The following is a 20,012-nucleotide window of genomic DNA, read 5'->3' as shown; positions in this document are numbered from 1 at the left end:
GAAATAATGCCTTGATATGGTTATGTTCTTTTAGGACTTTTATTATTAATAATATTGTATCCATTTTTAATAACTAGAAAAAATATAAAGATATTACAACGTGTAGGTAGTTATATTATTTCTGCACCTCCAAGAACTGGTAAATCTGCTCTTGCTTGTTGTTTAGCACAAAAACATAAAGGTAGAGTAGTAAGTCCTATTCCTATTAAAGTACGCAATGAATATAGTTATCGTTGTTCTTATGATGATGTTTTTAAATTTAATCAATTAAATAGTAATTATGCTTTTAAAGAGTGTGATATGGTTGTTTTAGATGAGTTAGGTTTGAAAATTAATAGTAATGATTTGTCACCCGAATTTAAAGAAACACAAGAAAGTTTGGGAATGTTTTGTAAATTAATAGCTCATAATTTTAATGGAATTATGTATATGATTGAACAACACCGCGATAGAATACCAAAACAAGCACGTGAAAAAGTGGAATATATTGTGCAAGTTAAAAGAATGCGTATTTTGTTATTTTTAGTTAAGTTTAAACTAAATATTTACACTAATATTGATGATTATAATAGACTTGGTGCAAAACTAAGGTAATTTAAAATTATATATTCCTGCTATTAAATTAAATCTTAATGCAAATCTTCGTATTTTATTGCGATATTTTAAAGTTAAAATTTTAAAACGTTTTAGTTTAGCAAATACGTGTTCAATTTTAATTCTAATTTTGCTTAAAGTTTTATTGTATTCTTTTTGAATTGGTATTAATTTATTGTATTTACTTTTTTTAAATGGCAAAAATGTATTTTTATGAATATTTTGTATTCCTTGATAACCTGAATCAACAAAAACTTGTTTTTCTAGATGAATAAAAGTTTTAGATTTTAAAAGTAATTTAAAATCATGAATGCTTCCAAAACAAAAAGCGGTTGAAATAATTTTTCCATTTAAAATATCAATAATTATTTGCGATTTAAGAGTATGATGTTTGTTTTTACCCGAAAAAAGTAATTTTAGTTTTTTTTAATTCTTTCAATTGGAGTTTCAGTAGCATCAATAGCTAGTAAAGTATTATTGATTCCTTTATTTTTGATTAAATCTTTTTTGCCAGATAAATTAAAAATTCCACTTTTTATTAAAGTATTTTCAATTCAAAAAATATTACGAATGCAGCTAGTATGACTAATATTATATCTTTTTGCAATAACTCTATAACTACTATACTCTTTTCAGTATTCTAATGTCATTAATAAACGATTTTCTATTGATAATTTATTAGGTTTACCACCAACTGCTTTTTTAATTGCTTCAGCTTTTTTTAAAATTTCAACCATTTTTTGAAATGTTTGTAGTTTTATTCCCACTAAACTATAAAATTCTTGTTCATCTTTGTATTTTTTTAACATAATAATTATCACCTTTGATATTAATAATAACCGTTAAATTATTAAAATTAAAGGTTTTGCACCAAGTCTAATAAAGTTGTATTATCTAAAAGACAAACAAAGCGAATAATTAAACGTGATGGTTTACCACCAAGTTATAGTGGTGAAACTATGACTTTTAGTTTATGATTTCCTAGGTCTTATTTACAAAGATATAATAGTCGTGCTTTAAATTATATTCATTCTTTAAAGAGTGAATTAAGTACTGTTAAAGACTATGAACAATCACAAGCATTAGATTTTACTGTTGATGATATTAGAGTAGTAGGATTAGATAAGTTGGATAATATATTACAAACTGAAAAGAAAGAAACTGAAAATACTGTATGCCGTGCTTGTTATTATAGAAATAAATATTCTAAGAAAAATAGGTAATGTTTAGTAATCTGTGTAACTTACAAAAATAACTATGTTTAATTAATTCTAGTAAATATAATTAAATGACTAGAAAGAGTGAGTTACAGATGGCTAAAAAGCAAAATATTAATAATAATGATCCAATATCAAAAGCAGTAGATTTATTATTAGAAAATACTGAAGATTTAACAACAGTTTTTAAAGAGAAAGGATTGTATAAAGAATTAACAAAAAGATTAGTAGAAAAAATGTTGAATTCTGAGATGCAAAATTATTTAGGATATGATAAGAATCAACATAGTAATAGTGACAATGCTCGTAATGGTATAAGTTCAAAAAAATTAATAACTCAACAAGGTAAAATTGAGATTGATGTACCACGAGATCGCAATAGTAATTTTAATCCTGTAATAGTTGCAAAAAGACAAAGAAGATTTGATGGTTTTGATCAACAAGTTCTTTCTTTATATGCAAAAGGAATGACATTATCAGATATTAGAACCTGTTTAAAATCTTTTAGAGAATAGGATAAAATGATTATATATTTTAAAATAAGAGGTATATATGTGTAAAAATTATCCTAGTAATGTTAGCAAAGAGCAATTTGAAAATATAAAATCAATTTTAGAAAATACTAAAAAGAGAACTAAACCAAGAAGTTTAGATTTATATGAAGTATTTTGTGCAGTTTTATATGTATTAAAAAGTGGTTGCCAGTGAAGAATGTTACCAAAAAATTTTCCAAAATGACAAATTGTATATTATTATTTTCAAGCTTGAAGTAAAAATAATGATAAAGAACGTAGTGTATTAGAACCTGTTTAAAATCTTTTCAATAAAATTGAAATAAAGGCAAGAACAACCATTTGTAAGCTAGTATTTAATTTTTTTTCACAATTTTTTCATAATCTTCTGCATTTTTCTAATCATGCAAAACTTCGTTCTACAACTCATCTTTTTGGTAATACTACAAAAGAATGTAATTCATTACGTTTTATAACTTCAACATTTGCATTTATAATTGTTTTAATTTTAGAAGCAAATTTTTCACCAGTATAACCAGCATCTACTAGTATTTTTTGAACTGCAGAAAGATTCTCTTTTTCATTTTCAATCATTATTATAGCACTATTACGATCTGTTTTTTCTGCTGTGGTTATGTAAATTGCATGTGGTAAACCTTGAGAATCAACAGCAATATGACGCTTTATTCCTGAAATCTTTTTACCAGCATCATAACCTTTATTTTTAGTAGTATCTGTATTTTTAACACTTTGTGAATCAATTATACAAAAACTAGTTTGTTCTTTTCTACCATTATTGATACGAAATGCCTTGACTAATTTTTTTTAAAACTAATTGTAATACACTAGGTTCTTTATCATTATTTTTACTTCAAGCTTGAAAATAATAATATACAATTTGTCATTTTGGAAAATTTTTTGGTAACATTCTTCACTGGCAACCACTTTTTAATACATATAAAACTGCACAAAATACTTCATATAAATCTAAACTTCTTGGTTTAGTTCTCTTTTTAGTATTTTCTAAAATTGATTTTATATTTTCAAATTGCTCTTTGCTAACATTACTAGGATAATTTTTACACATATATACCTCTTATTTTAAAATATATAATCATTTTATCCTATTCTCTAAAAGATTTTAAACAGGTTCTTAGAATGCAATTACAAGAGTTATATCATGGTGCTGATATTAGTGAAAGTGTTATTAGCCAAATTACTGATGATGTTATTGATGATGTAAAAGCATGGCAAAATCGACCATTAGAAAGTGTCTATCCGATTGTTTATTTTGATTGCATAGTAGTGAAAGTACGACAAGATAAAAGGATTATTAATAAATCAGTTTATATAGCTTTAGGAGTTGATTTAGAAGGTAAAAAAGATGTTTTAGGTTTATGAATTAGTGAAAATGAAGGTGCTAAATTTTGATTAGCAAATTTAACAGAAATGAAAAATCGTGGCTTAAATGATATTCTTATTGCCTGCAGTGATAATTTAACAGGCATGTCAGAAGCAATACAATCAGTTTATCTTAAAACAGAACATCAATTATGCATAGTTCATCAAATTAGAAATAGTTTGAAATATGTCTCATATAAGCATAGAAAATCTCTAGTTGCAGATTTAAAACCAATTTATACTGCATGTAGTGAAGAACAAGCAATGCAGGCTTTAGAATCGTTTGAAAGTAAATGAAATAAACAATATCCTCAAATTGCTAAATCTTGATATAAAAATTGAGATAATTTAATGGTTTTTATTAGTTATCCAGTAGAAATCAAAAGAGTGATTTATACTACAAATGCTATTGAATCTGTAAATAGTCAATTACGAAAAGTCATCAGAAATAAAAAAGTTTTTCCAAATGATATGGCAGTTTTCAAAATATTTTACTTAGCAATTGAAAATATAACAAAAAAATGAACAATGTCCATTCAAAATTGAAATACAGCAATTGCTCATTTTATGATAAAATTTGAAGATAGAATTAATCTAAACTAGTACTTTGTAAAACAAAGATACACAGATTACATAAAAGCCTGGAAAAATAAGAAAGATGTTAAAATAGAGTAAACCTATATTATTGGTCGAAGCCAACCAGAACCTTGGTTGGTTGGCCGTGGCGTTTACGCCACTGGGGTAAGTTGCGAAGCAACTAGGGGCAACGCCCCTATATACTTGAAAGTATTGCTTCTTCTTTTTTTATCAAAAAAATAATTAGTGGTATTACTGTTAATTTCTTTTTGTAAATATTTATTTCATGTAGTTATTTGTTCAAATTGTATATTTTCTAAATTTTCATTACATAAATTATTATTTTCTGACGTTCTTTTTTTTAAATAGTGTTTGAAATGTTTTTACTTCATTTTGTTGCATTTCTGTTTTATCTTTATCTTCTAATAATTTGCATATAATGCTATTTTTTTCTGTTCGGCATTTAATAAAAATATTTTCTTTACATTTCACTGCTTGTTCTCAATTTTTATCTTTTTCAATATCAAAATCATATTTATTTGTTGACATTTTATTATTGTTCCTTTCAATATAAAAAAAATGTTAATTATGTCACTTTGGAGAAAAAACCAATAGTAGTGACAAGTTAATTTTATAATGATATTTAAAAATATAAATATTTTTAAATATCAAGATTAGATATAAAAAAAATAATATATATTTTGATTTATGTTTTTTAATTTGTATAAAAAAGTGTAAAAAATTACTTTAATTTTTTACTTAGAAAATTAAAGTAATTATTATTTTTAAATAACCTTATTAATTTGATTTTTTGTTTTATATTCAACAAATATTTTTTGAAAAAGAGGATCTGTTAAAACATTATTTAATACTAGTTGTTCATATGTTTCATAGTTGTGATTTCTTTGCACATAATATGTTTCATAAGCAAATAAGTGCATAATCATATTACCAATGGTAGGATTACTTTCTTTGTTATTTTTTCAAAGTATTTCTTGTAGTTTAATACCGTGTTTTTTAAATAACATATTCATTGAATGTTTTATTTTATGTGGTCTAGTTAATATTAATTTTTCAATGGCACTACTAATATTAAGACCATTAGCAAATATATCATCTAAACTATGAATAAAATTTCTCAATTGAATTAATTCAAGATCTTCAAATAATTGTTCATTATCTTGCAAAATTTTTTTCATTAATAACATTTTAACATGACTATCATTTTGTTCAATATAAATAGGAATTTTAATCATATTAGTGAAACTTCTAATGATTGGAATTAATTCTTGTTTAAATTGATAGCCTAAATGGTAGTGAATTATAAAAAATAATAATAAAAGATTTTCATATATTTTATTTAAATTCAAAAAGGTAATTGATTTTTTATGTTCATCTATTGTTTTAATAAATGACTGATGGAATTGAGTGATAATATTAATAATATCTTGTGAAGTATTTTCCAAACATACGTTTTTAAAATTGGTAAGTATAGTTTTTTTATATATAAGATTTGCATTATTAAATTCTTTTAAAGCATTTTTATAATAATCTGTTGTGAATGTTTCTGAAAGTTCTTTTTGTAAACTATTAATTTTTTCTTCATCACAAAGAATAACTGCATCTTGATAGTTTAAAAATAAAACAATTCAATTTATACACATTTTTTTTTGATCAACAGTTAAATTTGTATCAACGAAACATTGGAATAAAGCACCGCCAGTTTCAATGATACACTCATCAGCTGTTTTGTTAATTAACATTATTTGGCACCTAACTTTCTTTTTTTGTAGTTTTAATAATTTAATTAAAAAGTGTTTTAAGGTCAACTATTTTCTTTAATATTCTATCATTATAAATGACTTTTTTTAAATTTTAGTAAAAATTACCAATTTTAATATTTTTTTAAACAAGTTAAAAAATGACTATTAACTTTAGTTTTTTAAATGACTTGAAAAAATATTTAAAAATTTTTTAAATCATTAGATAATCAGATGTATTTTTTTTGTTCAATAGTTAAGTTTGCATCAATGAAACATTGAAATAAAAAAATCTATTTTAATGATGCAATTATTAGTTGTTATATTAATTAACATTATTTGGCACCTAACTTTCTTTTTTTGTAGTTTTAATAATTTAATTAAAAAGTGTTTTAAGGTCAACTATTTTCTTTAATATTCTATCATTATAAATGACTTTTTTTAAATTTTAGTAAAAATTACCAATTTTAATATTTTTTAAACAAGTTAAAAATATTATTAACTTTAAATTCTAAAATGTTATTTTTAAAATTATTTAATGATTTTAAAGTAGGTTATTATTATTATTATATTTATATAACATCAACATATACTTTAAAATTGAAGTAATGCTCATATTTTATCTCAAATTCTTTATACAAGAGAGTCTAATAATTTTTAAATAAGTATAATTTGTTATGCAAGTTTTTTATAAACTTTTATATTTTTTCTAATTTTTTAAATATTAATTTTATAATCAAAAACTTAGTTAAACACTTATGGGACAAGATGTGATAGTGTGAATCTTGTATTCTTATTCTAACACATAATATTTGAAACTTCTTCTTTTTGGAAATTATTATTAATTGTAAAAAAAAATTTAGTATTAGCGATAATTATTGGTTAAAAGCATTTTTTACTATAAATTAATTATAAAATAGATTATTAAAATCGTAGTATTTTGACTTTAATAAGAGTAAAAAACTAATTTTATGAAAAATAAATAAATTTTGTAAAACAAAAAATAATATGTACAATATAATTATTAAGTTTAATATAAGTTTTTTACCCATTGCTTTTTTTAAGTAAATGGGTTTATTAATAAAAAAAAATAAGAGGTAAAGAAGAATGATAAATGATTTAGTTAATATAAATAAGTTTATAAAAAGGGAGCGTGTCGAAGATGTCAATAAGATTCAAATTTGTCTTAAAATTATAAAGTTAGACGAAAATAATTTTGACTTCAATATGCAATTGTATGTTAATCTTAACACTTGAAAAATATTAGTCAACAATAATACTTACTTTTATAACACAAAAATTCTTATTAAAGAAAACTTTAATAAGTTTTTAATATGTTATAATGTAATAAAGTCCTTTAAGATAAACCGTATACCGTTATGATTACTAAGCGTATGTAAAGTACGTGGTCTCTTAGGCAAATCCCTTAATTAGGGATTTTTATTTTAATTTATAATAACTGGATGGCAGTATTTATTTGATAGCATTTAAAATTAACCATTTTTGTATACATATCAATGTTATAAGTTCTATCACCAATCATATGCTTTAAAATTTCTTTAATATTAGTTTCAGTAAAGCAACCAATATTTTCAACTAATGCTTGGTTTAATACACCATCTTTTGCATTAATAAAATAACCAACTTTTAATTTTTTATATTAGACTTGGTGCAAAACCTTTAATTTTAATAATTTAACGGTTATTATTAATATCAAAGGTGATAATTATTATGTTAAAAAAATACAAAGATGAACAAGAATTTTATAGTTTAGTGGGAATAAAACTACAAACATTTCAAAAAATGGTTGAAATTTTAAAAAAAGCTGAAGCAATTAAAAAAGCAGTTGGTGGTAAACCTAATAAATTATCAATAGAAAATCGTTTATTAATGACATTAGAATACTGAAAAGAGTATAGTAGTTATAGAGTTATTGCAAAAAGATATAATATTAGTCATACTAGCTGCATTCGTAATATTTTTTGAATTGAAAATACTTTAATAAAAAGTGGAATTTTTAATTTATCTGGCAAAAAAGATTTAATCAAAAATAAAGGAATCAATAATACTTTACTAGCTATTGATGCTACTGAAACTCCAATTGAAAGAATTAAAAAAACTAAAATTACTTTTTTCGGGTAAAAACAAACATCATACTCTTAAATCGCAAATAATTATTGATATTTTAAATGGAAAAATTATTTCAACCGCTTTTTGTTTTGGAAGCATTCATGATTTTAAATTACTTTTAAAATCTAAAACTTTTATTCATCTAGAAAAACAAGTTTTTGTTGATTCAGGTTATCAAGGAATACAAAATATTCATAAAAATACATTTTTGCCATTTAAAAAAAGTAAATACAATAAATTAATACCAATTCAAAAAGAATACAATAAAACTTTAAGCAAAATTAGAATTAAAATTGAACACGTATTTGCTAAACTAAAACGTTTTAAAATTTTAACTTTAAAATATCGCAATAAAATACGAAGATTTGCATTAAGATTTAATTTAATAGCAGAAATATATAATTTTGAATTACCTTAGTTTTGCACCAAGTCTATTGATATTTTAAATGGAAAAATTATTTCAACCGCTTTTTGTTTTGGAAGCATTCATGATTTTAAATTACTTTTAAAATCTAAAACTTTTATTCATCCAGAAAAACAAGTTTTTGTTGATTCAGGTTATCAAGGAATACAAAATATTCATAAAAATACATTTTTGCCATTTAAAAAAAGTAAATACAATAAATTAATACCAATTCAAAAAGAATACAATAAAACTTTAAGCAAAATTAGAATTAAAATTGAACACGTATTTGCTAAACTAAAACGTTTTAAAATTTTAACTTTAAAATATCGCAATAAAATACGAAGATTTGCATTAAGATTTAATTTAATAGCAGAAATATATAATTTTGAATTACCTTAGTTTTGCACCAAGTCTATTGTAAAAAATCAATTAATTCATAATATTCACCTTTGGCAAATAAATTTATTGCATTTTGATAGTGTAATTTAGCAATTTGATTTTTTCTTCTTCCAGCCATGATACCAAGAAATAAAACATGAAAAGCATGAAATTTATCTAAAATAAATTTGGCATTTAAAATTGTAGCAGTTTTTCTAATTCATTTTGCACTATCACCACAAACTATTAAATTTGCTTGGTCAAAGTTTTCAAAAAATAAATTACCATATTTTTCTATTAATTTTGCGGTTTTTTCAGCACCAATTTCTGTTTTTGAAACTCTTATTTTACAAACTGCTCTTTTATTAATTAATTTTCCATTTTTCTTTTTACCAGTACACATTACTATTAATCTCATCGAACATTTTTTACAATTTTTAGTATTGTGTTTTTCATTAAACTTAAATTTTCGATGACCATCATCAATATTTACATATAAATTTTGATTTGGTTGTAATGGTATTTTGGGAATATTTGCTTTTGGTAATTCAAATTTTTGATATCTTCTACAAACTGTACTATTACTTATTAAATCTTCAATAAAAGTATCACAAACATCACGATACTTTTTACCATCAGCAAAATATTTTAAAATTTGTTTAATAACATCTGGTGCTAATTTACTATACTTTTTAACACCAAGATATATATCTAATAATGAAACAAATTCCTTTTTTTGTGTTTTTGGGTTATAATATGTACAAATACGTCGTTTATAATTTAATAAACCTTTTTTTGTTTTTAATTTTCTTTTTCTAAATCTATATGATTTATATAAAGATTTATTACATGTATTTCATAAATAATCATCTATTTTTTTAAATAATTCTTCTGTTTGTTGTAAATTTAATTCATCTTGATTAAAATAGTGTTTGTCTCAATCAAAATGATTAGGGAATGGTAGTGTTAACATTTTTAATGTTCCTTTCTTTTAAATAATTTAATTTTAACTTAGAACCTGTTTAAAATCTTTTAGAGAATAGGATAAAATGATTATATATTTTAAAATAAGAGGTATATATGTGTAAAAATTATCCTAGTAATGTTAGCAAAGAGCAATTTGAAAATATAAAATCAATTTTAGAAAATACTAAAAAGAGAACTAAACCAAGAAGTTTAGATTTATATGAAGTATTTTGTGCAGTTTTATATGTATTAAAAAGTGGTTGCCAGTGAAGAATGTTACCAAAAAATTTTCCAAAATGACAAATTGTATATTATTATTTTCAAGCTTGAAGTAAAAATAATGATAAAGAACCTAGTGTATTACAATTAGTTTTAAAAAAAATTAGTCAAGGCATTTCGTATCAATAATGGTAGAAAAGAACAAACTAGTTTTTGTATAATTGATTCACAAAGTGTTAAAAATACAGATAGTACTAAAAATAAAGGTTATGATGCTGGTAAAAAGATTTCAGGAATAAAGCGTCATATTGCTGTTGATTCTCAAGGTTTACCACATGCAATTTACATAACCACAGCAGAAAAAACAGATCGTAATAGTGCTATAATAATGATTGAAAATGAAAAAGAGAATCTTTCTGCAGTTCAAAAAATACTAGTAGATGCTGGTTATACTGGTGAAAAATTTGCTTCTAAAATTAAAACAATTATAAATGCAAATGTTGAAGTTATAAAACGTAATGAATTACATTCTTTTGTAGTATTACCAAAAAGATGAGTTGTAGAACGAAGTTTTGCATGATTAGAAAAATGCAGAAGATTATGAAAAAATTGTGAAAAAAAATTAAATACTAGCTTACAAATGGTTGTTCTTGCCTTTATTTCAATTTTATTGAAAAGATTTTAAACAGGTTCTTATATATGTTAATAACGAGTAAATATGGCTTTTATCACTAGTTATGCACAATTAAATAAAAAATATAGTCTTAATTTTAGTGATAATAATTATGGTTTTAGTTGAGATATTTTTAAACAATTTGTTGGTGATGAATGAGCAGATTTTTTTACTACCAATTGTTTTTATCGTTTTGTACCAACTGCACGTGGAACAAGAAAAACTTCAAACTGTTTAGCATTTGATTTATTTATATGTTGTAATTTTAGTGATAGTAGTGTTCAAGAAGTAAGAAGATATGAAAATACTCATAGTGAAACTACAATTGGTGCTTTAATGAATGTTTGTCAAGTTTTATTAGATACATATAATATTAATTTACTACCTAATAATCCACATGGAATTAAATGAAAAATTACTAAGGATGGTGGTTGTATTATTTTTCCTAATAATCAACAAATTGACTTTATTGGTTATGCTAATGGTAATAAAATTTTTGGAAAAGAAGCAGGTGGTTCAAGTTTTTTAGGTTCAAGAACAGATGAAATTATTATGGCAGAAGAAAAAGAAACATTAACTGAAAAGCAATTAACCTATCGATATGAACGTTTACAAAACTCTATGTTTAGAAGTAATCGTATTAAAGTATCAAATGAACCTATTAAAGAATGAAGTTGAACTTTTATTGATAATAATATATATAGTTCTATCTTTGGACAAAAGATTACTCGTTATTTTTATAAAAGTTTCTTTATTACTTTTACATGTAATCCATACGATAAATACTATCCATTTTATTTAAAGTATTGCACGCCATTTTTACCATTAAATGATAAAATTATGGAAAATCTTAAAAAAGTTGGTAAAGTTTATTATGAAAATAAAGAAATGTTTAGTGGCTTAGGTTTATTTGTTTTAAGATTTACTATTCAACCATTTTGAAATAAATTACCAGACATTCAAAAAAGAACATTATTAGAAATGAAAAAAAGTAATCCCGATGAATTTAATACTGTTTATTATGGTTTTGAATTTTTAGATAGTGATGCAACAATTTTCCCATTTCAAAAAACAGTAAAATATTGACAATCATATGATTTAAAACAATTTTATAATCAAGAAAAAGAAATGTATAAATTTGATTTTTATAGTGTTGGTATTGATTGAGCTACGGGACCAAAAGACCATACTGTATTTATGGTAGTTGGTTTTAAAGAATATAATAATACTGGTTATTATGATGCTTATATTATTTGTGAATTAGTAGTTACTCCAAATGATTTTATTAATGAAAATGAAAAAATTAATGCTTATGTTAATGAAATTTTAGGATTAATGGATAATTTTGAGAATTTTGAACAAGCAATTTATTTTTATGATGATAAAGCTAGAACTGCTATTGATTGATTAAGTCAAAAATTAATAGATGAGCATAATACTATTCTAATAACACAAACTGCTATTAAACATGCTTCAAATTTAAATCAAGAAGCAGGATTAACTAATAGAGTAGTTTGAATGCGTAATATTATGAGTTATGGAAATTTTTATGCTAATAAAGATGATTTACCAAAAACTACTCAATGTTTAGAAGAATTACGTTATGACGAAACAAAAACTAACATTCCAGACAAAAATATGTACCAAGACCCATATGATGCTTTGTTTTATGCCTTGTATCCATATAAAAATGTAATTAGGGGTAAAAATAATGCTACTGTGAAAAAAAGTATCTTCACATTTGCTATATAATAAATAATTTCAATATAATTAATAGTATAGGTATCACAAAATAAACGCCCTTAATTTAGGCGTTATTTTTTGTTTAAAAGCATACTTGTAAAAATAATCAAAAATAGTACAATTTATAAGTAAAATCAAGGAAAAAAGGAGTAATTTAAGATGAAAACATGAATAAAAACAAATTTAAGTAAAATAACATTAGCATTGGTGGTTGGTGGTTGGTGGTTGGCCCTTAATTACTGGACCATTTTTGATATAAAATTCTAAATTTTAATTTGTAAAATTGGTGGTTTTAGAAATTTAGAATGTATTCTTTCATAATTATAAAACATAACATATTGATTTACATCATTTATAGCTTCATTGATGGATAAATATTGATTTGATCCTTTAGGTAGTCATTCTTGAGATAAATGAGAAAATCAGTTTTCAGATAATACATTACCACCAATATCATAAGGTTGTTTTTTGCTTAAAATTATTTGTTTATCCTCTGCTCATTTTGTGATATCGTGACAATAAAATTCGTTGGCGTTATCTGAATGTAAAATAACATTTTTTATTTGATTTCAAGAAAATTGTTTGTTGATTTTTTCAAGAGCAGGAAGAATTAAATCCTGATATGATTTATTAGGAGCAATATTATAACTAACAACATTATTTGAATAAAAATCAATAATTACAAAAAGATATAATCATCCTTCTTTAGTATTTATTTGTTTAGTGTCCATTGATCAAATTTGATTTGAAGAGGTTGTACTTTTATAATCTTTGTTTACTTTATCCATTGTAGGTATTCACTTATTTGGATTTTTTTTGTTTTTAGGATAGTTATTTTTAGTTTGTTTTAATCCTTGAATATTGTGTTCTTTCATAATTTTTCGCATTTGTTTTATTGATAATTCTATATTTAAAATGATATTTTTTTCTTGTTTTAATCACTCTTTAAAAGCTGAAAAAATTCTTAAATATCCATAAATTCTGCCTTTTCTTGTAGAATGAAATTCGATTAAAAGTTGGCATATTTTTTGATATTTATGATTGCATTTAATAATATGATTTTCTTCTTTTTTAATAGGTTTTTGTTTATTTTTTAAAAAGTAATATGTTGATCTGTTTAATTGAAGATATTGACATAGGTTTCTAATTGAATATTGATTTTTACAATCATCAATAATTTTAATTTTTTCTTTGATATTTAATTTGTTAATTACTAATGCTATTTGTTTAATTTTATCCATTAATAAAAATCCTTTCAGGTTAAAATTAGTGTTAATTATATAACACAATTGTTTTTAGAATACATTCAGGTTTTTTAAATTAATGGTCTAGTAAAAAGGGCTAAGTGGCAACCACCGTTATAATATTGCTCCTAATAAATCATATCAGGATTTAATTCTTCCTGCTCTTGAAAAAATCAACAAACAATTTTCTTGAAATCAAATAAAAAATGTTATTTTACATTCAGATAACGCCAACGAATTTTATTGTCAAGATATCACAAAATGAGCAGAGGATAAACAAATAATTTTAAGCAAAAAACAACCTTATGATATTGGTGGTAATGTATTATCGAGGCTTTTATGTAATCTGTGTATCTTTGTTTTACAAAGTACTAGTTTAGATTAATTCTATCTTCAAATTTTATCATAAAATGAGCAATTGCTGTATTTCAATTTTGAATGGGCATTGTTCATTTTTTTGTTATATTTTCAATTGCTAAGTAAAATATTTTGAAAACTGCCATATCATTAGGAAAAACTTTTTTATTTCTGATAACTTTTCGTAATTGACTATTTACAGATTCAATAGCATTTGTAGTATAAATCACTCTTTTGATTTCTACTGGATAACTAATAAAAACCATTAAATTATCTCAATTTTTATATCAAGATTTAGCAATTTGAGGATATTGTTTATTTCATTTACTTTCAAAGGATTCTAAAGCCTGCATTGCTTGTTCTTCACTACATGCAGTATAAATTGGTTTTAAATCTGCAACTAGAGATTTTCTATGCTTATATGAGACATATTTCAAACTATTTCTAATTTGATGAACTATGCATAATTGATGTTCTGTTTTAAGATAAACTGATTGTATTGCTTCTGACATGCCTGTTAAATTATCACTGCAGGCAATAAGAATATCATTTAAGCCACGATTTTTCATTTCTGTTAAATTTGCTAATCAAAATTTAGCACCTTCATTTTCACTAATTCATAAACCTAAAACATCTTTTTTACCTTCTAAATCAACTCCTAAAGCTATATAAACTGATTTGTTAATAATGCGTTTATCTTGTCGTACTTTCACTACTATGCAATCAAAATAAACAATCGGATAGACACTTTCTAATGGTCGATTTTGCCATGCTTTTACATCATCAATAACATCATCAGTAATTTGGCTAATAACACTTTCACTAATATCAGCACCATGATATAACTCTTGTAATTGCATTCTAATATCTGATAATGTCATTCCTTTTGCATATAAAGAAAGAACTTGTTGATCAAAACCATCAAATCTTCTTTGTCTTTTTGCAACTATTACAGGATTAAAATTACTATTGCGATCTCGTGGTACATCAATCTCAATTTTACCTTGTTGAGTTATTAATTTTTTTGAACTTATACCATTACGAGCATTGTCACTATTACTATGTTGATTCTTATCATATCCTAAATAATTTTGCATCTCAGAATTCAACATTTTTTCTACTAATCTTTTTGTTAATTCTTTATACAATCCTCCCTCTTTAAAAACTGTTGTTAAATCTTCAGTATTTTCTAATAATAAATCTACTGCTTTTGATATTGGATCATTATTATTAAAGTTATCTTTTTTAGCCATCTGTAACTCACTCTTTCTAGTCATTTAATTATATTTACTAGAATTAATTAAACATAGTTATTTTTGTAAGTTACACAGATTACTAAACATTACCACAGATATAAATAAATTAGATAATAACTTATTACCAATAAATAATTGTAATAATAAAAGTTTCTCTATTATATAATCCCACTATATTTTTTAACGGGCGCACAACTAATACGATGAATATCACAAATACCATAATTTTGTAATGCTATCTGATGATTTTTTGTATAATACCCTTTATGATTTTTAAACCCATAATTAGGATATTTAGTATCATAATTAATCATAATTTTATCTCTTACTACTTTAGCAATAATCGAAGCGCTAGCAATATTAAGTGATTTTTGATCACCTTTAACTATTGCTTCAACTTTTCCTAGAAAATTAGGAAATTGTGGTTTTTCAAAATCAACTAAACACACATCAGGTACTATTTTTAATTTATTAAATGCTTCTATCATTGCTAAAATACTAGTCTGCTTAGGATTATGAATATTAACAAATTGATGACTTTTAATACTAACAGCAACTGTTAGTGCATTATCAATTATAATTTGATACATTGCTATTCGTTGTTTTGTTGATAATTGTTTTGAATCTTTAATTAAAGGATGATTAAAGTTTGGTTTAAGAATAACGCTTGCAACAACAATTCGTCCTGCAATAGCTCCCCTTCCCACTTCATCAAAACCAGCAATTAATGTTCCTGATGAATAATTATCAATTTCGTATCGTAAACTACTTTTCATGTTTTAAAATCTTACGTGGTATTTCAAATGAAATTAATCCTAATTTCCCTACTTGTAAATCATTAATAAATAAATTCATGGCACGATGAGTATTATCTTCATCATTAGCCAATTTTAAATGATATTTTTGTGCTAATTTCTTAAAATAAAGAAATAATGTTTCATCATTAATATTTTTAATTTCAAAATTAATATTATAATATTTTACTAATCTTTCATAATAATTCTCAAGTAAAAAGGTTAAAGCAAAATTAGCCATTTCTTCTAAAAATAAATGTTTAACAGGAATTGCTTTAATTAAAGCTAAAATCATTACTACTTTTTGATCATTCATTTTTGGTGGTAAAATACCAGGACTATCTAACAAATCAATCGTTGGATTTAATTTAATTCATTGTTGACCTCTAGTAACACCAGGTATATTAGCAGTTTGTGTTACTTTACGTTGTAATAAATTATTGATAAATGTTGATTTCCCCGTATTTGGTAATCCCATAATTAATACCTTAATTTTTGGATTAACAATACCTTTTGCCAATTGTTTTTCCATTTGTGGCTCCATTAATTTAGTAATTAAATTTAATAACTGCGGTTTCATTTTTGTAGTTAATGATTTTGCCAATAAAACAGAAAAACCTTGACTTTCAAAAAAATTAACTCATTCTTTAGTAAAATTATCATCTGCTAAATCAACTTTGTTAAGAACAATAATTCTTATTTTTTTCTCTAATAAACGATCTAATAAAGTACTTTTTGTTGCTAATGGTGCTCGTGCATCTAAAACTTCAATTGCAACATCAATAATTGGTAACTTAGTTTCAATTGCTTTAATGGCTTTCATCATATGACCAGGGAATCAATGAATTTGATTATGGGTACTTTCATTAGGCATTTTTTTTAACTCCTTTAATACATTTTATTATTATTTTATATCAATTTAGAAAACCACCATTGATTTTAATAACGGTGGTTTAATTATTATTTAACAGGTTTTACTGTTTTAATTTCTTTAATTCTAGCAGCTTTACCGCTTAATTTACGTAAGTAGAAAATACGTGCTCTTCTTACTTTACCCTTACGAATAACATTAATTTTATCAATTAATGGTGAATGTAAAGCAAATGTTTTTTCGACACCTTTACCACCAACAGTTTTACGAACAATAACATTTTGCGTAATTCCTGAACCTTTGCGAGCAATAACTACCCCTTCAAACATTTGAATACGTTCTTTTTTTTCTTCTTTAATTTTAGAAAATACTTGGATTGTATCTCCAGATTTAAAATTAGGAAGATTATGATTTAGTTGACTTTCACTAACTAATTTAATAATTGCATTTTGCATGTTTTATTTCTCCTTTCGTTTATTTTTTTTTTAAGTGAAGATTTATATTCTTCAATTATTATTTTATCTTTTGCAGATAATTGATATTTTTTAAATAAATCAATTCTTTTTTTATAAGTATTAATTAATGCTTGTTGATGACGATATTCTGCTATCTTTTCATGGTGACCACCAATTAGAACCTCTGGAACTTTCATACCTAATACTTCTTCTGGTCTTGTATATGTTGGATAATCCAATAATGAATTATTAAAAGAATCATTAAGATGAGATTGATGTTGAATAACATTAGGAATTAACCTAGTAATACAATCAATAATAACCATTGCTGGTAATTCACCACCAGTTAATACATAATCACCAATTGAAATCTCTTCATCAATATAAGACATAATGCGTTCATCAATACCTTCGTAATGACCACAAACTAAAATATAATTAATATTTTTTTGATTATATTTATAAGCTAATTGTTGATTTCATTGTTGACCTTGTGGACTAAGTAAAATTGTTTTAGCCTCAGGATATTTAAGTTTTACGCTATTAATAGCATTAATTACTGGCATTGCTTGTAAAACCATACCATTGCCACCACCATAAGGAGCATCATCAACTTGTTGGTGTTTATTATTAGCAAAATTTCTAATATCAATAATATCAATGCTAATTTGTTTTTTAGTAATAGCTCGTTTGATAATTGATGTTTGCATAAAATCATTAAAAGCATTGGGAAATAAAGTTATAATTGTGAATTGGTTTTTAGTCATTATTAATTAATCCTTCAATAATATTAAAATAAACTTTTTGTTCTTCTTTATTAATTTTATTAATAAATACTTTATTATTAGGAATAAAAAAGGTTTTTTTATTAGTCATTTTTATTTCTCATAAACCTTGATGATTATTATCTAAGAAAGCAATAACTTTTCCTAAAAAAGCATTATTATTAGCATCAAATGCTTCATAATTTAGAATATCTTCATAAAATCAAGGTAAGTTGTCATTAATTATTTCTTCAGTATTAATAACTAAATTTTTATTTTTCATACCTTCTACTAACTCAATAGTATTATAATTTTCAAATTTTAATAATAAAAACTGCTTATGATTTCTTACTCTTGAAATAATTAAAGGTGTTAGTTGTTTAGTTTCTTCTAAATAAACTGTTGTTTTTTCTTTTCATGAAAATTTATTACCATAATAATTACATAAAACCTTAACTTCACCAATAAGACCATGAGTATTAACAATAGTACCTAATTCTAAATATTTCATCTTAAAACTCATTAATTACTAATTTAATAGTATTATTTTCTAAATATGCTTTACTTTCAATAATTGTTGATAATGCACGAATAGTATTTCCTTTTTTACCAATCAATACTGATATTAATGATTTTGGTACCATTAATATTAAATCATAGTGATTTTTTTCTACTAATTCGCGAATCTCAACTTCACAAATTTTATCAAGTAAAATTGGTTCAATTAAATGTTCTAACAATGTTACATACATATTAATTAATCACTTGTAGCATATTTTAATATTAAGTAGCAGGTGCTTCTTCTTTTTTTTTATTTTTTACAGTAACTTTTTTTGTTATTTTTTTAGGTTTGCTACTTTTTCTCTCTTGTCTTAAATTATGAAATTTAGTCATAATTCCTTCTGTTGATAATAAACTACGAACAGTTTCTGTTGGTTGAGCACCATTTGATAAAAATTTTAATGCTTTTACTTCATCGATAGTTACTTGTTTTTCTTTGCTTGTTGGATTATAAGTACCTAATTTATCAATATATCTACCATTAAGTTTTGTTCTTGCATCAATCGCAACAATTCTGTAACTAGGTTGCACTGATTTACTTTTTCCTGTTGGTATTAAGCGTAATTTAACCATAAATTACCTCCTTCTATTAATTTGTGGCAAATAAACCTTTTTAATAATATCTTATTCACATAATGATGTCAAGTTAAAATACTTAACAGATAAAAAGATTTTAAAATAATAATTTCTTTATTTTTACTAAGTTACATATTTTTTTAAATAAATAAGTTTTTTTATTAAAAACACTTACTGATATAAGTATTTAAATAATTTATTTATTAATATTTAATTATTAAAATAATTGTTAATTTTAATAACTACATTTATCTATTTATATTTTTGGCAAAATTGGTTTACTAAAAATACTGGTTGATTGAGAACTTACATCATCATTAATAAATGGATTTAATTTTTCTGGATAAGAAGATTCTTCACTATCGCTACTTGCATTTGAGTCAAAACCACTATCTTGTGAACAAAATGACCTTCTTTTTTTACTTAGTACTTCAATTGCTTCCTCTGCAATTTCACATTCAGGTTCATTATTAGTTTTTTCACTGAGCATTTTTTTAAATTCTTCTTCTAAAATGTCAACTTCTGCAAGAACACAAACAAATTAAATTATATGATGATT

The 20,012-nt window shown here is 23.6% G+C and carries 23 protein-coding genes and 3 pseudogenes; 10 read left to right on the top strand and 16 right to left on the bottom strand.

From position 1 onward, the window contains the following. The first annotated feature begins 6 nt into the window (after window positions 1-6). Window positions 7-594 (top strand): hypothetical protein, encoded by a 588-nt coding sequence (locus AAHM96_RS04215; RefSeq protein ID WP_342272746.1) that lies wholly within the window; start codon window positions 7-9, stop codon window positions 592-594. On the opposite strand, the gene AAHM96_RS04210 is transcribed toward AAHM96_RS04215, so the two are convergent. Further along, window positions 586-1,008, bottom strand: coding sequence for a transposase family protein (locus AAHM96_RS04210; protein ID WP_342273714.1), 423 nt, complete (start codon window positions 1,006-1,008; stop codon window positions 586-588). The two genes, AAHM96_RS04215 and AAHM96_RS04210, sit on opposite strands and share 9 nt — an antisense overlap. 2 nt (window positions 1,009-1,010) lie before the next feature. Next, entirely contained in the window at window positions 1,011-1,403 is a 393-nt protein-coding gene (locus tag AAHM96_RS04205) for a transposase family protein (protein WP_342272745.1), read from the bottom strand. Window positions 1,404-1,553: 150 nt separating this feature from the next. On the opposite strand from AAHM96_RS04205, the gene AAHM96_RS04200 reads away from it, so the two are divergent. The 3 genes and pseudogenes from AAHM96_RS04200 to AAHM96_RS04190 form a co-directional block, all read left to right on the top strand. Continuing rightward, on the top strand, window positions 1,554-1,817 hold the full coding sequence (locus AAHM96_RS04200; RefSeq protein WP_342272744.1) for a hypothetical protein: 264 nt from the start codon (window positions 1,554-1,556) through the stop codon (window positions 1,815-1,817). Window positions 1,818-1,906: 89 nt separating this feature from the next. Then, window positions 1,907-2,311, top strand: a pseudogene (locus AAHM96_RS04195) (transposase); the annotation flags it as partial. Between the two features lie 52 nt (window positions 2,312-2,363). Beyond that, window positions 2,364-2,585: pseudogene (locus AAHM96_RS04190) on the top strand (transposase); the annotation flags it as partial. A gap of 35 nt (window positions 2,586-2,620) precedes the next feature. On the opposite strand, the gene AAHM96_RS04185 reads toward AAHM96_RS04190, so the two are convergent. After that, a protein-coding gene (locus tag AAHM96_RS04185; RefSeq protein WP_342272742.1) for an IS5 family transposase occupies window positions 2,621-3,410 on the bottom strand; the annotation gives its coding sequence in 2 pieces (ribosomal slippage) (window positions 2,621-3,148 and window positions 3,150-3,410; 789 coding nt in all). 65 nt (window positions 3,411-3,475) lie between these two features. On the opposite strand from AAHM96_RS04185, the pseudogene AAHM96_RS04180 reads away from it, so the two are divergent. After that, window positions 3,476-4,327: pseudogene (locus tag AAHM96_RS04180) on the top strand (IS256 family transposase); the annotation flags it as partial. Window positions 4,328-4,639: 312 nt separating this feature from the next. Here the strand turns inward: AAHM96_RS04180 and AAHM96_RS04175 are convergent. Then, window positions 4,640-4,849: a hypothetical protein gene (locus tag AAHM96_RS04175; RefSeq protein WP_342272740.1), complete on the bottom strand. Its 210-nt coding sequence runs from the start codon at window positions 4,847-4,849 to the stop codon at window positions 4,640-4,642. A 236-nt stretch (window positions 4,850-5,085) separates the two neighbouring features. Continuing rightward, window positions 5,086-6,063 carry a hypothetical protein gene (locus AAHM96_RS04170; RefSeq protein ID WP_342272739.1) on the bottom strand — a complete coding sequence of 326 codons (978 nt, stop codon included), beginning with the start codon at window positions 6,061-6,063 and terminating at the stop codon, window positions 5,086-5,088. Window positions 6,064-7,791: 1,728 nt separating this feature from the next. Between AAHM96_RS04170 and AAHM96_RS08515 the strand changes: the two genes are divergently transcribed. From AAHM96_RS08515 to AAHM96_RS04160, 3 genes are read left to right on the top strand one after another with little or no spacing between them, the layout of a single operon-like run. Beyond that, window positions 7,792-8,202: a helix-turn-helix domain-containing protein gene (locus tag AAHM96_RS08515; RefSeq protein WP_425288766.1), complete on the top strand. Its 411-nt coding sequence runs from the start codon at window positions 7,792-7,794 to the stop codon at window positions 8,200-8,202. Next, window positions 8,162-8,608 carry a transposase family protein gene (locus AAHM96_RS08510; RefSeq protein WP_425288765.1) on the top strand — a complete coding sequence of 149 codons (447 nt, stop codon included), beginning with the start codon at window positions 8,162-8,164 and terminating at the stop codon, window positions 8,606-8,608. The genes AAHM96_RS08515 and AAHM96_RS08510 overlap by 41 nt, the downstream gene beginning before the upstream one ends. Before the next feature lie 15 nt (window positions 8,609-8,623). Continuing rightward, window positions 8,624-8,995, top strand: coding sequence for a transposase family protein (locus AAHM96_RS04160; protein ID WP_342273713.1), 372 nt, complete (start codon window positions 8,624-8,626; stop codon window positions 8,993-8,995). A 13-nt stretch (window positions 8,996-9,008) separates the two neighbouring features. On the opposite strand, the gene AAHM96_RS04155 is transcribed toward AAHM96_RS04160, so the two are convergent. Then, complete coding sequence (locus AAHM96_RS04155; protein WP_342273668.1) at window positions 9,009-9,947, bottom strand: Mbov_0401 family ICE element transposase-like protein; 939 nt, start codon at window positions 9,945-9,947, stop codon at window positions 9,009-9,011. 107 nt (window positions 9,948-10,054) lie between these two features. Here AAHM96_RS04155 and AAHM96_RS04150 point away from each other — a divergent pair. Then, window positions 10,055-10,844 (top strand): IS5 family transposase gene (locus AAHM96_RS04150; RefSeq protein ID WP_342273667.1). Its coding sequence is split into 2 segments (ribosomal slippage): window positions 10,055-10,315 and window positions 10,317-10,844, totalling 789 coding nucleotides; the frame shifts between segments, so codons are not numbered across the junction. 33 nt (window positions 10,845-10,877) lie between these two features. Continuing rightward, window positions 10,878-12,584: a hypothetical protein gene (locus AAHM96_RS04145; RefSeq protein ID WP_342273666.1), complete on the top strand. Its 1,707-nt coding sequence runs from the start codon at window positions 10,878-10,880 to the stop codon at window positions 12,582-12,584. A 254-nt stretch (window positions 12,585-12,838) separates the two neighbouring features. On the opposite strand, the gene AAHM96_RS04140 is transcribed toward AAHM96_RS04145, so the two are convergent. The 10 genes from AAHM96_RS04140 to AAHM96_RS04095 form a co-directional block, all read right to left on the bottom strand. After that, entirely contained in the window at window positions 12,839-13,816 is a 978-nt protein-coding gene (locus AAHM96_RS04140) for an IS3 family transposase (RefSeq protein WP_342272762.1), read from the bottom strand. A 374-nt stretch (window positions 13,817-14,190) separates the two neighbouring features. After that, window positions 14,191-15,429: an IS256 family transposase gene (locus AAHM96_RS04135; protein ID WP_342273712.1), complete on the bottom strand. Its 1,239-nt coding sequence runs from the start codon at window positions 15,427-15,429 to the stop codon at window positions 14,191-14,193. Window positions 15,430-15,590: 161 nt separating this feature from the next. Further along, on the bottom strand, window positions 15,591-16,208 hold the full coding sequence (locus tag AAHM96_RS04130; RefSeq protein WP_342273665.1) for a ribonuclease HII: 618 nt from the start codon (window positions 16,206-16,208) through the stop codon (window positions 15,591-15,593). Beyond that, window positions 16,198-17,100 carry a ribosome biogenesis GTPase YlqF gene (gene ylqF / locus AAHM96_RS04125; RefSeq protein WP_342273664.1) on the bottom strand — a complete coding sequence of 301 codons (903 nt, stop codon included), beginning with the start codon at window positions 17,098-17,100 and terminating at the stop codon, window positions 16,198-16,200. The genes AAHM96_RS04130 and ylqF overlap by 11 nt, the downstream gene beginning before the upstream one ends. Window positions 17,101-17,186: 86 nt before the next feature. Further along, the gene (gene rplS / locus AAHM96_RS04120; protein WP_252319419.1) at window positions 17,187-17,552 is read right to left on the bottom strand and encodes a 50S ribosomal protein L19; all 366 of its coding nucleotides are present in this window, start codon (window positions 17,550-17,552) and stop codon (window positions 17,187-17,189) included. Then, a complete protein-coding gene (gene trmD / locus AAHM96_RS04115) occupies window positions 17,528-18,319 on the bottom strand; it encodes a tRNA (guanosine(37)-N1)-methyltransferase TrmD (RefSeq protein ID WP_342273663.1) in 792 nt (263 codons plus the stop codon). The genes rplS and trmD overlap by 25 nt, the downstream gene beginning before the upstream one ends. Next, window positions 18,312-18,839, bottom strand: a complete 528-nt coding sequence (rimM, locus tag AAHM96_RS04110; protein WP_342273662.1) for a ribosome maturation factor RimM — start codon at window positions 18,837-18,839, stop codon at window positions 18,312-18,314. The genes trmD and rimM overlap by 8 nt, the downstream gene beginning before the upstream one ends. Beyond that, window positions 18,829-19,056, bottom strand: coding sequence for a KH domain-containing protein (locus AAHM96_RS04105; protein WP_342273661.1), 228 nt, complete (start codon window positions 19,054-19,056; stop codon window positions 18,829-18,831). The genes rimM and AAHM96_RS04105 overlap by 11 nt, the downstream gene beginning before the upstream one ends. 43 nt (window positions 19,057-19,099) lie before the next feature. Beyond that, window positions 19,100-19,450 carry a 30S ribosomal protein S16 gene (gene rpsP / locus AAHM96_RS04100; protein WP_342273660.1) on the bottom strand — a complete coding sequence of 117 codons (351 nt, stop codon included), beginning with the start codon at window positions 19,448-19,450 and terminating at the stop codon, window positions 19,100-19,102. A gap of 259 nt (window positions 19,451-19,709) precedes the next feature. Continuing rightward, window positions 19,710-19,943 (bottom strand): hypothetical protein, encoded by a 234-nt coding sequence (locus AAHM96_RS04095; protein WP_342273659.1) that lies wholly within the window; start codon window positions 19,941-19,943, stop codon window positions 19,710-19,712. Between the last annotated feature and the right edge of the window lie 69 nt (window positions 19,944-20,012).

The sequence above is a fragment of the Spiroplasma endosymbiont of Acasis viretata genome (assembly GCF_964031275.1).
GTDB lineage: Bacteria > Bacillota_I > Bacilli_A > Mycoplasmatales > VBWQ01 > Spiroplasma_E > Spiroplasma_E ixodetis_A.
Note: the sequence above shows the minus strand (reverse complement) of the source record. Positions and strands in the feature narration are given on the sequence as shown.